The sequence below is a fragment of the Bradyrhizobium sp. 41S5 genome (assembly GCF_011516665.3).
GTDB classification, from domain to species: Bacteria; Pseudomonadota; Alphaproteobacteria; order Rhizobiales; family Xanthobacteraceae; genus Bradyrhizobium; species Bradyrhizobium quebecense.
Genome location: NZ_CP083721.1, coordinates 2,783,797 through 2,796,611, shown reverse-complemented (window position 1 = coordinate 2,796,611; position 12,815 = coordinate 2,783,797). Strand labels below are relative to the sequence as shown.

Genomic DNA, 12,815 nt, shown 5'->3' with positions numbered 1-12,815 from the left:
CCCGCACGTTGCTGCGCTTCAGAAAGACCCCAAAACCGATGGGATGCAATACCGCGCGGACCGTCGTCTACTGCGTAAGCCCAAGGGCTACACTTTTTAGGTTTTCCGGACCGACATGAATGAGACCGTGACGTGGGGCGTCGATATCGGCGATCAAAAAGAAGGAGCTTGCGACCACGAGGGGAAGGACGAGAGCCAGTGGCATAGAAGTTCGCGCACGATAGCCCAACAACACTGTGCAGCACAAAGCGATTGCTGCCATTAAGAGCCATGCAGCGATAGGAATTCGGTTCCACTCTGCTGCCTGAGCGTCGCCCTGAGCCTTCAACACATCATTCATGCCGGCGACTATGAGGGCGACCACAGGCGTTGGCTGCGCCGCCGCAGCTTCGCGGATGGGTACCCAGAGATCGCCCTCCAGTTGGCTGGTGCGCTGAGCTATCTGCGCCCGTCGCGAAATGTCCCTGATGTCATAGAACAATATGCGCTGATCAAGATATTCTCTCAGAAGCTTGCGTACTTTCTCGGCCTCTACTGGCTGCAACAATTCGGCTCGCGCTATTTCAGTACGGGTCGCGCTGGCCTCCGCTTCTTCAAGCCTCTTGCGCTCATCGTAGCGGTTCGTGGCCATGGCGAAGCTAAAGCCTATGATCAGCGCCAAGAGTGTCAGTGTGGCCGCAAGAATGATGCCCAAATCGTCTTTATGATCTGCCGTGACAGTAGGGTATCGCTTGTGCAAGGAGGCACCCGCTATCGTGGCAATCGACAGGAAAATGAAAGTAAGGACGAACACAAAAAAAGGATAATGCGCCAAGCTTTCCATGGTGTGCCCTCGACTGCGAGCTGATTGGCCGTTTGTCATCGTGAAACGTTTACGCCGTCTGAGCGCAAGACGACCAGACCAGCCGCAAATCGGACCGCCTTTGGCCGTTATGCAACTGTGACAGCGTGACACGTTGACCCTATATGGTCATGAGGCTTCCTGCTGCCATTCGCCCATTCCGTCTACTTGCACCAAGCGTGGCTAGACCGGTACCCAGCCGCTGGGTGCGGAGCCGAAAGAGGTCTCTCGTCGCAGCGCGCTCGCTTTCCTTCGAGACGCGCCTGCATTTGGACTTGTCGCTCCTGCTGCGGTTCTGACGATCTCACCGGCTAAAGCCCAAACCACCTCTACTGCCGCCATCATCGCGACGCCGCCCACGGACGGCGAAGCCTTGCACAGAATGGCGACAGGAACGGCGAAGCGTACGCAGGAACGCCGCAAGGACGCGCATAGCGACTGCCGACAGCTGCGTGGTCCTCCCATGCTCGCCTCTGCATGGGTCGGCGCTGAAGAGTTTGCACAGTGGGTCTAGAAGTCTACCATGACTAAACGGCCATTGGTTGCTGATTGGCTGCAGCGGCGAATTGCGCGTTCGTCCTTGCAATTACTATGTATCGTCCTCTGAAAATAAACACCGCTTCGCACCAGCGGGACCCGATTCATCGGCTCCCGGCCTCTTCGTAAGCGATTCAGGTATCAATGGTTCTCGAAGGAACAGCTGCTGCGCCGTTGAGAACGGGGCACAAGATCGCCATCGGCTAGAATAAGATCCCTGAGTGGGAGTTATTCATGTCTGCTAGAACGCGCGATCGTGGCGTCCGCTTCACCCCCGAGACCCGACTTTCATTTGCCGGCGCAGCACTTCCGAAAGTGGGCCCACAACAGGCTCATGCACTGCAGCAAGACGCTCTCGATTTTGGCTTCGCTTTTATCGGCGATGGCCGCAGGCAGCGTGTAATGATCGGACTTCAAGCCCTCCCGAAGGATGAGCGGCAGGACTGTTGCCAATCCGCTCGCCAATGTGGCGTTCGATCCGCCTGGAAAGGTCCCCGAATTCAAGTTTTGCGCCATGCGCGTGAAGCCAGTGGCAATTAGGACGGCGGCGGTCGAGCAGGCGACGGCCGCGATCAATCGCCCGGGGCCGCTGTCAGTTGGCGAGAGGCGGCTGCCGCGCGATCTTGTTCTGCGCGATGATGGCTTCGGCCCGCGCGAGATTTTCCAGCAGGCGCTGGCTGGTCAAGATAAGGAAGTAATAGCCGAACTGCGGGTTTTGGAAGTAGATCTCGAGCAGCTTTTCGTAGCTGATAGTTAGAACGCGACCATCCTCGATACATTCGATCGTCGCGGTCCGGCGGTTGTCGGGCGTGAGGAAACCAAGCTCGCCCATCAAACGCCCCGGCGGAAGTTCGACGTTGATTTCGACGACCCGGAATTTGCCGGTGACGGTCAGCAGCATTTCGTTGGCCGCGTCACCTTTCCTCATCAAGATATCGCCCTTGCGATACTTGCGGTCAGTCATGAACGGCTTGAGCCATTCCATCGACATGTCGCCCTGCGTTGCGGTGCGCGCCTTCTTCACGAGAGCGAGCATTTGACGGAGGCGGTAGGCATTGATGGGAATCATCAGGAAATACAGAAAAAAGGTCGTGACGGCTCCGGTGAGCGCACCGAAGATGGCGAAGAACGCGCAACCGATCATGTTCGCGACCCGCAGCGGTACCATCGTGTGTGTCAGCAACGTGGCGACGAAGAAGATCGCGCCGATCAGGGCGAACATATTGGCAAGCGTGATGTTGTGCAGGAAGAGCTCCAGCAGGCGGTTGAAGATGGCGTCCCAGGTCACGTTGTTCGGATCGAGGCCCATTTGGACCAGAATCTTCGCGAACCTGAGGTTGTCGGTTGCTGCATCGAGGATGCGGTCCAGCATGATGGACATATCTCCTTTTGGAGCCGGTGAGGCCAGCTTACCGGAAGTTGTTATTCGCGGCGCAGCAAACTTGACCACCCGACTTCCGAGATTGGTCAATCGCGTCGTCTTTGCAGTCGGTCAGCTACTTCCGCTCTTACCCTTGGCTTCGGACATGCCGCTGCACTGCGTTAACTGACGCCGTGGGCCAGGAGGGGGAAATTCGTTCTCGGCGGACAACGCCGGGCCGCCAACCACCCCGCCAGAGGCGCGCCAAATGCCAGGCACCATGTGAATTGCGCAACGAACGGCGCGACGACGGCCATCATCGTCCCGAACACGAGTGCGACGACCGGAAAAATCGCTGTTGCCAGCAACTCGGGATTGCGGCGACCTCGCAGCGCCAGAACCATAGCAGCGCATTAAAGCCGGCAATGACAGTTAGATGGAAGCCGTAGCTTATTCGCGCCGTAAAGTCCATTTGTCACGGGAAGCATGACAATCGATAGCAGGAATATCAGATTGAGTTTCGAAAAAACCGATCTCGGTCAAACTCGCTCCCCCTCAAAGGTGCCGGACACGCTTCGCGGAACAGCGCCGCTTGAGATCCGGCCAATTTCAGCTGTTGGATTGCCGGATATAAATTGCTCTTTGTGGGCAAAGTAGCCGGCCTACACAGCCACTCCTTTGATTCAATAAGTCGCGAGGCTTTTGGAATGAACATCAAAGCACGTTGGTTGTGATTGGGATACCCGATCACCTGGCTTCATTCGTTTTCTTCGGCATCCCGCTCCCCTCCTAAATTTCGCGACTATTGCTTGCAATTGCTTCGCGGCGTAGCTCTTGCACCGCCACTCCTGAAAATAACTGCTCGCTCTTGCCAGAGGTGCCTTGCTTGTCGACGTCCGGTCTTCCACCAAGCGCTTGAAATATCTACCTTGTTCCCCAAAACACTGTGGCACACTTTGGTAACCGAACCGAAACTCTCGCCAGACCAGAAACAATCCCTGAATGAGGGTGGGGCCGGTCCGCGAGCGGAGACGCGCCTGAGGAATTAGCCGCCCCCCACCCAATCAATCGACGGCTTTTCGAAGACAGAACGGTTGAACTCGAGCCTCATCGCGGTCTCATTGCGTGTGAACCAGCGCTATGTGATCCTACGAGGATCGGCGTATGCCGTACCTTCTTCTAGTCGCCAACCCCTGCGACTGCGCCATCCAGGGGAAGTGCTATTCGACAAAGGAGCCCCGCAGGGTCAAACTTGACGGTCACCTCTCCGTCAAGATCATGAGCCAAGGTGCGTTCGAGCAGCGTAGATCCAAAGCCGCGGCGAGCCGGCGGAGAGACCACCGGGCCGCCAACTTCCTGCCAAATGATACCGAGCTGTGCCCGTGCACCGCTAGTTCTTCTCCAGTCAACTTGCACGCGGCCCTCGTCCTTGGAGAGCGCTCCGTATTTCCTCGCATTCGTACACAACTCGTGCAACGCCATCGCAATCGAAACGGCCTGTTTTGGCGTCAGCAGAACTCTCGGCCCGGCGAGCGATATCCGATTCGCGTTTGTCCCCTTGGCATCGAGAGTTGCCTCGGCGAGCTCCGCCAGCGACGCGTTCTCCCAGTTTGCGTGCGTGAGCAGATCGTGTGCGTGCCCTAGTGCAATAAGCCGCCCCTCAAACGCATGCCGTGCCTCGATATGATCGGCATTATTCCTGAAAGTCTGGTGCGCGATGGCTTGGACAATCGAAAGCGTATTTTTGACACGATGGTTGAGCTCCTCCACGAGCAGCTCGCGGGCCTTCTCAGCTTCGTCGCGCTCGGTGACGTCGACGTTTGCTCCAATCATTCCCATGAATTCGCCCGAAGTCGAAAAGCGAGGATGGGCGCGAGTTTCAAGCATGCGATAGCGGCCCTTCGCATCGAGGTAGCGGGCCTTTAGCTCGAAGTCGCTGCGTGTATTTAGAGCAGAGGAGACTTTGCTGACTACGCTCGCGCGGTCTTCCGGGTGCAATGTATCGCTCCAATCGAATTCTGGGACTCCTTGCGCTGAAACACCCCAGAACTCGCGTAGCATCTGATTGAGCTGGACGCATTTCCCGGCAGCATTGCTCATCCAGATCATCACGGGTGCGTTCTCAACCATGAGTCGGAAACGCTCTTCGGACGCGCGAAGCTCAATCTCGGCCTGTTTGGCCGTGGTGATGTCGAGTGCCACACCGATAAAGCCGACATGCTCTCCGTGCTCATCGAACCTGGGCTGGGATACGGCTTTGATCCATCTCCAATCTCCATTCGTTCGCAGGATTCTGATCTCGACCGCGAACAAATTCTTGGGTAGATCACGGCTCACTGGCACAAGCTTTCGCAGCTGTTCGGCCTTCAGGATTCGCTCGGCATCTTCCGGGTGCACCCGGGCGCGCCAATCAAGTTTAAGCGCCTCCTCGTAATTCAACTCAAAGAATTCCGTGTACGCCTGATTTACGAATGAGCGATCGCCGTCGAGTTTGGTGACCCACATTGGAATCGGCGCGCTGTTGGCTATCGTTCGAAATCGCTCCTCGCTCTCACGGAGAGCCTGTTCGGCAAGTTTTGCGTCCGTCACGTCGAAGTGCGCGCCTATCAGACGGATCGGTCGACCATCGGTATCTCGGTCGATTTGAGCCGCGACCCGGACCCAGCGTGTCCGGCCGTCGCTCGGCCGAATGATGCGATATTCAGCTGAGTAGTCCGAGGCGGCACTCGCCAAAGAATCGAGAAACTGGCCTTCGACGCGAGTTCGATCCTCAGGATGGATGCGTGCAACCCAGTCCTCATGAGTCTCGTTGGCTGCCGTCGGAGGGAGGCCGTGGATTATCAAATATTCGGGCGACCTTCGGTTGCGGAAGCCATCTCGAAGGTCGACCTCTACTCCGCCAACACCGGCGATTCGGTGGATCAGGGCTAGCTCCGCTTCGCGCGCTTGCAATTGCCGGAGTAGCCGGTGCACGTCGGGTCCAGCATCTTGTGTCAAAACACTCAATTATAGATCTCAGGTTAGGTGATTAAAACATACCCCAACGCTCGCAAGGAAAACTGGTTCCCAAGGTCAAGTCGATCGCTACTAAACGCCTTCCGATTGGTACCCCGCTTTTCAGCGGCCGAGCTGTACCAGCGATACTTTTGCGGTTCACCAACACTCCGCGCGATCTCCCCACCTTTAGTTCAAATGGGCTTTTTGTTTTTATTTCCGAACTTTTTGCGTGTGAACCATGGGGACCGGTCGACGAGAAACGCTCGTAGACTTTCGACCCCCACCCTGGTCAAGCGAACGGTCATCCGACTTCGCCGCATCAACCCACCTAACTCCTCTAACATCCCGAGCTCCTGCGATCACGAGACCTCGAATGTTCGGTGGTGAAGGTTTGTTGCGGAGGACATAGGCGAGCAATCCCAAGAACGGTCGCACGATCACGATCAGCGCCATAGACCGAAGCGCCAATGCCCTATCCGCTTTCCAGCCTGTCGTCTCAGGATACGATCCGTCATGAGGGCGAGGACGGCTACCGAATTAACGATCAAGAACCGAAATACCTGGCACCGGCTTCCGGCGACAATCTACGACTTCCTGGTGATTGAACGGGACGGAGAAGTCCGCCGGCCCGAACCGGCGAAAACAACCTCGGCGCGGGGAGCGTCCAACTCGCCGAAAGGCGATATCCCATTCCGGGCCGAGCCCAGTGGGCTGTTAGCAAATCAGCAAGCTGCTCGGCGTAGGCTTCTCCGTGGACGGCCCCGTTTTGGGGAACAGACGGTTACGTTTCGGGAGGGGCTGGTGCGTTTGCCACGACGTGCCGGCCCTTCTTTCGTTAACTTTGTGTGAACCAAGCAACAGTCACGCGCCTGCGCATCTGCTAGACAACCCGCTCTGGGGATTTCAGGGCCCAGGGCTGGAAGAACAGGGCGCCGCCGGGACGCTATATTTCGAGCCCGGCGGCGTACTTTTAAGCCCCGGGCGGCAGCCCACTCGGCAGACGATCCGGCAGTGGCTTGTCGAGCAGACCGGCGACCGGCACGCCGAGCGCTACACCTTCGATGGTCCCTTCGGCGAACTCAACGTCGTTGGCGTCCCATTGGAAATTCAGCACCGCTGAGACTATCGCCCGCATGCCCTCGATAGTCGTGGGGAGCATTGAGATCATTCGGCGAACATTGCCCGCAGCTGATCCATAGCGTCCTCAAACGAAGCTTCCGAAGCCGCATCGTCAGCGCCGATCGCTACTTGGCGGCCGGTCTCCTCGCTGGCCGCATCGCGGAGGATCAGCCATGGTCCAGGGTGGGCTGGCGCTTGGTCTGTACGGTCTGCGGCGTGGCCGGTGCCGTACACATCGTTCCCAATTGGCACGACATTGACGGTCGCGCTGTGCCGTTCAGCAAGGACTGGAGGACGCCCGCACGAAGCGGTTCCTAAGCTGAAGCTGCTCCTTCAGGGGTACAAAACCATTGGGCGCGTCGAGAGTCTTATCTTCGTCAGGATTTTGCACCACCGTCCTGGGGTTAGAGTCAGCGCCGTCCGCGTGTATTTTAAGCGGGCGGCGTTGTTGTTTTCGCGGGGCTTTGGGATGAACATAACCCATGTGAATTTGCCTCCACGTGGGGCGGGAAGGTCGGCAATGAGCTCAGTCGGAATGGTCGAGAATTTAAGTGGAGCAGCGGGCAGCGACTGGCCGAATCTCAGCCAATACCGAGACAGCAATGCTGCGATAACGGCGCCGCTGCGCGCGGTGTTCATCGGAGATTCTCTGACCCAAGCATGGCCTCACGTCGATCCCGAGTTGTTCTCGAACGGGATCGTCGGGCGTGGCATCGCTGGGCAGACCACGCCTCAGATACTGCTGCGTTTCATGGCAGACGTCATCAGACTTAGGCCCAAGGTGGTTCACATTCTGTGCGGCTGCAATGACATCGCTGGCAATACCGGCCCGACGACATTCCGCGACTATCAGAACAATGTGCTGGCGATGCTGACACTTGCCGATGCGCATGGCCTGCGTGTGATCCTCGGCAACTATGCTGATTACGACCAGTTCTCATGGGCACCAGAAGTCGATCCCAAACCTTGGATCTCGTGCATGAATGCCTGGATTGAGGACACCGCAAGAATGCGGGGGTATGTCTTCGCCGACTATCGAACCGCATTCGGAACGCTCGATGACGCCAGAAAGGCGGCAATCATGCCTGATGGTGTCCATCCTAATGTCGCGGGTTATGCTTTGATGCGGCCAGTGGCGCTCCGAGCGCTGGAGCAAGCCTTCGAACAGGCAGGCGCATAGCGGCGACAATGCCCATCACTCCGAAGTCCGCCTAGGACGGCACCGGATCTGCAACGAGTGCCACCGGACGCGCTTCGTTCCTGTAAGAAATTGATCGCCCCAGAAACGTCCCTGATATCTGCAAAAAGTGCCTGGGCAAACTGGCACAAACTACCTGCCCGGAAGATCACGGTGCGAGCGAGGCCTGCAACAGTTCCTTAACCGGCGACAGAAATGATTTTCGCGTATGGATCAGGGCGACCAGGAATGGTTCATGCTGACGCTGCCGCGCGGCTACTTCCGTCTTGCGGCCTGGATGGCGCGTTCGAACAGAACGTTAGAACCAGCCCGGCTACCGGAGCCAACAAGGACAGAGGCTCCGACTAGGATGCCAGAATCATCGCGGCGGTCCGAGCCGCCCCGCCCATAAACACCTTGCCATTGGAGCTAATACATTAAGGGAGCCTGGAGGTGAAAGGACTGCTGATGGCGATTGGCGTTATTGCTGTCTTTTACATTGGCGATCAGCAGTTCGCATAAGGCAAATACACCTACGCAGTCCAGCGCATGGTGGTCCAGATGAGGCATTCGTTTGGAATTTAATGCCAACATCTTTTTTGGCGGCTACACGAGCGGTGACCCGTTAGCCGACAGGATCGAAAACCGTATTTGGGAAGCAAAATGATGAACGACCGAAACCGACGGGCACCCACGGCAGCGGAACGGGAAGCCCACAAGGTATTCAAAGCGGTCGGGGCGAAGGAAGCTGTGACCGATTACGCCAAAGCCCAACAAGCGCTCCACGATAATCGAGAGCGCCTTAAGGTCGAACGGCTGGCGCGGGAGGCCGAAGCGGCCAACCGCACGAAAGCAGGCTAAAGGCGTCCATCTGGATGACTGCGGAGGAGCAAGCTTGGACCTCTGTCATGCCGCCATCGATGGCGTCGCGCAGGTTGATGGTGGTCCATTCCGGATCCAGCGTCCCCATGTCGCGAAGCCATAACGCATGTATTGCAGGGCGCAATGCAGTCCAGCCAGCGCTTTTGCTGGCGAGCACTGTAGCGTTTGCCGAGCGAGATTCAGCCCGTCGACGTAGAGATGAACGTGGGTGTCGATGAAGCGGGGAGAAACAATGCGGTCGCTCAGATCAAGGACATTCGCGCCGCCGGGCCGCCCGACCGAGCCCGATACCTCGACAATGCTATCGCCTTCTATGAAGATTTCAGTCGGGCCAAGCATCCTTTCGCCAGGCGGTCGAACAGTTTTCCGCGCAGATAATGCCGGATTTCGCCGTGTGAATTTTCCTCTGCTGTAACTGAACCTACTGATGGCACCTGGGCGTCCGCCATCCTTCCACAGAAGGCATCCGGCGCTAGGATTTCTTGGGGCCTTTCGAGTTGATTTTTCGCGACTAGGATCGTATCGATCCCCGAACTTCGCAACCGGAAGCCGCCAGCCGCGCTTCATCGCCATGACGCGCAGCGAGAAACATGAAATGAGCGCCACCGCCGTGACCGGCGCGACTGGCAACTGCAGCATGTGCCCGACTACCACGATGGCCGCAGCCGCCAATGCCGCGACGGCATAGAGTTCAGCCCGGAGTACCGTCGGAATTTCCGCGAGCAGTACATCGCGCACCATCCCGCCGCCGATCCCTGTGACCATGCCGAGCACTATCGCCATGAGCGGATTCAAGCCGTGGGCCAGCGCTTTAGAAGCACCGGTGACGGCGAAGAGCGCGAGACCCGCCGCATCGAAAAGAAGTACCGAGTTCGACATCCGCACGATCAAGGACGAGAAGTAGAAAGTGACGATGCCGGCGAAGAGCGACACGCCGAGATAGCGCCAGTCGGCGACCGCCCCGGGCGGGACGACGCCGATCAGCAGGTCCCGGGTGATGCCGCCCGAATTCGCCGCCGCGAACGACAGCACGAGTACGCCGAACAGGTCCAGTTCTCGCTTGACCCCGGCCAACGCCCCGCTGAGCGCGAAGACGAAGGTGCCCGTCAGGTCAAGCACAAGCGGAAGCTTCTCCATGATGCCACTTTCCGGCACTAGACGATCGCCACGAGATCGGTGATCATACTCATGCTGGCAACCAGGCGCGGGTCGCAACGACCAGCGTTTCCACGCCGGTTCGCAAGCTGGGGTGAAGAACCGGGGCGAATTTCGGGCTGTGGTTCACCGGAAGCTCGGTGAGCTTGTTTGCCGCTTTCGCCTTGGCGTAAGCTTCCGGATCAGTGCCGCCGACGAACCAGAAAACCGACGGTACGTGCCATTCGGTTCCGAACGATCCGAAGTCTTCGCTCGCAGGTGCGGGCCCCGTTTCCCTGACGCGCTCGGCGCCGAAATGTCCCCGGAACGCGTCGACCACCCGCTTGCTGGCCTCCCGGTCGTTCACGTTGAGAGGGTAGTGATCCAGCGACGTGATCTCCGGTTTGCGAGGGGCGCCAGACGCCGCCGCCTCGGCATTGACGATCCGCTCGATCGCGGCCAGTACGCGCGTCCGGACGCCGGCATCGAAAGTCCGCACATTCAGTTTGATGATGGCCTCGTCCGGAATGACGTTTTCTTTCGTCCCCGCCTGCAGCACGCCAACGGTCACGACCGCTGCCTCCGCAGCGGCAACCTCGCGGGACACGATGGTTTGCAGCCGCAGCACGGTCGCGGCCGCCATCACCACCGGATCGATACTGGCCTGCGGCATCGATCCGTGCGCGCCGCGGCCGAATAGACGAATCTGCAAGCTGTCCGCCGCCGAGGTGATCGCGCCTGCCCGTCCGGCAACCGTTCCCGACGGCCCCACCATGACGTGCTGGCCAAGGACCACGTCCGGCTTCGGGAAGCGCTTGAACAAGCCGTCGTCGATCATGGCCTGAGCGCCTTCCGCCGTCTCCTCGCCGGGCTGAAAGACCGCCATTACGGTTCCTCGCCACATCGTTTTGGCCTCGGCGAGCAATTTGGTGGCACCGACAAGCCAAGCGACGTGCATGTCGTGCCCGCACATATGACCGACCGGGACGGTGTTTCCCTCATGATCCTTCGCCGTGATCCTGCTGGCATAGGGAAGACCGGTTGCTTCCTCGACGGGCAGCGCGTCCATGTCGGCGCGCAGCATGACGGTCGGCCCATCACCGTTGCGAAGCAGGCCGACGACGCCGGTCTTTCCGACACCTGTCGCGACTTCGTAGCCGGCCGCACGAAGATGATCCGCCGCCAGTCCGGCCGTGCGCGTCTCCTGCATCGACAACTCGGGGTGCGAATGCACGTCCTTGTAAAGGTCTTCCAAGACTGGGAGGAGTTTTTCGAGATCGCGCAATGCTGGATCGGGAGAACTTTCCTGATTCAAACCCATGGCCTACTCCACTGTTAGGAATCCGAGAACTTGATTGCTGCGTGCGTCCCGTCGCAGAAGGGCTTGTTCTTCGATTCACCGCAGCGGCAGAGTGTGACGCGATTGCGCACCTCATATTCGAACCTGTCAGCAGCGACGGCCGGTATCCCACCTCGCAACCACAGGGGTCCGCTGCATTGCTGCTCGGGATCCTCGATCAAACCGATCGATACCGGCAACGCGTGTTCGACCGGCTTCCCGGAGGTTTTGTCCCAAGCCACCAAACGTCCAGAGGGACATTCGTTCACCTGGCGGACGAACATCGTCCGGACTCCGCGATCGTCGGTCTGCGCGACCTGACTCCAAACACTGCCGTTCGGGTCGCAGAAACGCCCGAACGCGAAGAGGCTTTCTGCGTCGGTGAGTTGAAGGATCGGGCCGTTCAGCAGATTCGCATGATCGAGATAAGCGTCTCCACTTGCAGTCTCGGTACCGACGAAGCCGATTTTGAGATGTGAGCCGTCGCAGAACGGCTTGGTTTGCGAAGCACCGCAGCGGCACAGCGTATAAGTTTGTCGATGCGCGACGGCCGGACCTTCCTGCCACGCCTCCGACCCGTCCTCAGCGTTCGTCATGATGGTTTGTTTGGCGAGAGGAATGTCGCCGGTGACCATGTAGGGTCCGTTTTCGGAAACGGTGACTCGAGCCTTGCTCTTCTCGGAAGTCATGGGTCAGTCCTCCGACGCCGTGGACGTATTCTTCGGGCAGCCGGCCCTTAGAAGTGGTTTCACCGTGCCATCTACAGTCGACCGAGGTACGAAATCGGCACCCGCCCGACCTGCGATGTCCCCCCGAAACATCCAACGCCTGTTTACGAATCGCGGCAAGTGGAGTTTCCGGACCGCTCGACTGTCAGAAACGTGATCGTGCCAGGCGCAAACGATACGGATCCCGCAGCGGTCGCCGCTCCCTCGATCAGCGGAAGATTGCCGCCGCCGTCGACCTTGAGCGCCGCCCCGTTCGGTTCGACGTCGCGGTTCTGGAGCGGCACAGCCGACAACGTGTAGCGCCTGCTTTCGAGCGGCACCTCGATCGCTGTCTCGGTCCGCGAGTTATTGATGACAAGAAGCGTCACGCCTCCGGACGAGCCTCTCAGGCAATGGGCACAGACATGCCGTCCCTCCGCGATCCCGACGCCGGGATCCAGGACGGCCGTTCCCATCAACTTGCGCCACAACAGCGCGGGACAATAATCCGGTCTGGGCGCGAACGTCCTCTGGACGAGGAGCCCGTAATCGCTCGCCGCCAGCGTGTTGTGGATCACCACCTGAACGCCCTGCTTGGCTAGGCGGCCCAACTGGTCGAGATAGCGGAAAGTATCGAGAAAGGTAGAGGCCCACGGATTTCCGCCGCAGGCCGCATCGGCGGTCTGGTAAGCCACATCGGCTTTCCGGGATCAAACTCGTCA

11 protein-coding genes are annotated in these 12,815 nt (G+C 58.9%); 2 read left to right on the top strand and 9 right to left on the bottom strand.

The annotated features are described in order from the left end of the window. Window positions 1-67: 67 nt before the first annotated feature. The 5 genes from HAP47_RS13130 to HAP47_RS13105 all read right to left on the bottom strand — a co-directional run bounded on the left by HAP47_RS13130 (window position 68) and on the right by HAP47_RS13105 (window position 6,894). The gene (locus HAP47_RS13130; RefSeq protein ID WP_173637888.1) at window positions 68-823 is read right to left on the bottom strand and encodes a bestrophin-like domain; all 756 of its coding nucleotides are present in this window, start codon (window positions 821-823) and stop codon (window positions 68-70) included. Window positions 824-1,666: 843 nt separating this feature from the next. Further along, the gene (locus HAP47_RS13125) at window positions 1,667-1,954 is read right to left on the bottom strand and encodes a hypothetical protein (RefSeq protein ID WP_173637889.1); all 288 of its coding nucleotides are present in this window, start codon (window positions 1,952-1,954) and stop codon (window positions 1,667-1,669) included. Window positions 1,955-1,970: 16 nt separating this feature from the next. Next, window positions 1,971-2,759 carry a Crp/Fnr family transcriptional regulator gene (locus HAP47_RS13120; RefSeq protein WP_173640521.1) on the bottom strand — a complete coding sequence of 263 codons (789 nt, stop codon included), beginning with the start codon at window positions 2,757-2,759 and terminating at the stop codon, window positions 1,971-1,973. A 1,158-nt stretch (window positions 2,760-3,917) separates the two neighbouring features. Further along, window positions 3,918-5,744: a sensor histidine kinase gene (locus HAP47_RS41555; RefSeq protein WP_173637890.1), complete on the bottom strand. Its 1,827-nt coding sequence runs from the start codon at window positions 5,742-5,744 to the stop codon at window positions 3,918-3,920. Window positions 5,745-6,705: 961 nt separating this feature from the next. Beyond that, window positions 6,706-6,894: a hypothetical protein gene (locus HAP47_RS13105; RefSeq protein ID WP_173637091.1), complete on the bottom strand. Its 189-nt coding sequence runs from the start codon at window positions 6,892-6,894 to the stop codon at window positions 6,706-6,708. Between the two features lie 480 nt (window positions 6,895-7,374). Between HAP47_RS13105 and HAP47_RS13100 the strand changes: the two genes are divergently transcribed. Next, on the top strand, window positions 7,375-8,034 hold the full coding sequence (locus HAP47_RS13100) for a GDSL-type esterase/lipase family protein (RefSeq protein ID WP_173637891.1): 660 nt from the start codon (window positions 7,375-7,377) through the stop codon (window positions 8,032-8,034). A gap of 660 nt (window positions 8,035-8,694) precedes the next feature. Next, a complete protein-coding gene (locus HAP47_RS13095) occupies window positions 8,695-8,892 on the top strand; it encodes a hypothetical protein (protein WP_231168863.1) in 198 nt (65 codons plus the stop codon). Between the two features lie 45 nt (window positions 8,893-8,937). On the opposite strand, the gene HAP47_RS13090 is transcribed toward HAP47_RS13095, so the two are convergent. The 4 genes from HAP47_RS13090 to HAP47_RS13075 all read right to left on the bottom strand — a co-directional run bounded on the left by HAP47_RS13090 (window position 8,938) and on the right by HAP47_RS13075 (window position 12,788). Beyond that, on the bottom strand, window positions 8,938-10,050 hold the full coding sequence (locus tag HAP47_RS13090) for a trimeric intracellular cation channel family protein (protein ID WP_231168862.1): 1,113 nt from the start codon (window positions 10,048-10,050) through the stop codon (window positions 8,938-8,940). Window positions 10,051-10,099: 49 nt separating this feature from the next. Further along, window positions 10,100-11,368 (bottom strand): M20 family metallopeptidase, encoded by a 1,269-nt coding sequence (locus tag HAP47_RS13085; protein ID WP_173637893.1) that lies wholly within the window; start codon window positions 11,366-11,368, stop codon window positions 10,100-10,102. A gap of 14 nt (window positions 11,369-11,382) precedes the next feature. Further along, complete coding sequence (locus tag HAP47_RS13080; RefSeq protein WP_173637894.1) at window positions 11,383-12,075, bottom strand: CDGSH iron-sulfur domain-containing protein; 693 nt, start codon at window positions 12,073-12,075, stop codon at window positions 11,383-11,385. Window positions 12,076-12,218: 143 nt separating this feature from the next. Then, the gene (locus HAP47_RS13075) at window positions 12,219-12,788 is read right to left on the bottom strand and encodes a hypothetical protein (RefSeq protein WP_173637895.1); all 570 of its coding nucleotides are present in this window, start codon (window positions 12,786-12,788) and stop codon (window positions 12,219-12,221) included. Window positions 12,789-12,815 lie beyond the last annotated feature (27 nt).

Coding starts and splice junctions, on each gene's coding strand:
- HAP47_RS13130 (WP_173637888.1), bottom strand. CDS start 823: ATGGAAAGCTTGGCGCATTATCCTTTTTTTGTGTTCGTCCTTACTTTC.
- HAP47_RS13120 (WP_173640521.1), bottom strand. CDS start 2,759: ATGTCCATCATGCTGGACCGCATCCTCGATGCAGCAACCGACAACCTC.
- HAP47_RS13105 (WP_173637091.1), bottom strand. CDS start 6,894: ATGCTCCCCACGACTATCGAGGGCATGCGGGCGATAGTCTCAGCGGTG.
- HAP47_RS13100 (WP_173637891.1), top strand. CDS start 7,375: ATGAGCTCAGTCGGAATGGTCGAGAATTTAAGTGGAGCAGCGGGCAGC.
- HAP47_RS13095 (WP_231168863.1), top strand. CDS start 8,695: ATGATGAACGACCGAAACCGACGGGCACCCACGGCAGCGGAACGGGAA.
- HAP47_RS13090 (WP_231168862.1), bottom strand. CDS start 10,050: ATGGAGAAGCTTCCGCTTGTGCTTGACCTGACGGGCACCTTCGTCTTC.
- HAP47_RS13085 (WP_173637893.1), bottom strand. CDS start 11,368: ATGGGTTTGAATCAGGAAAGTTCTCCCGATCCAGCATTGCGCGATCTC.
- HAP47_RS13080 (WP_173637894.1), bottom strand. CDS start 12,075: ATGACTTCCGAGAAGAGCAAGGCTCGAGTCACCGTTTCCGAAAACGGA.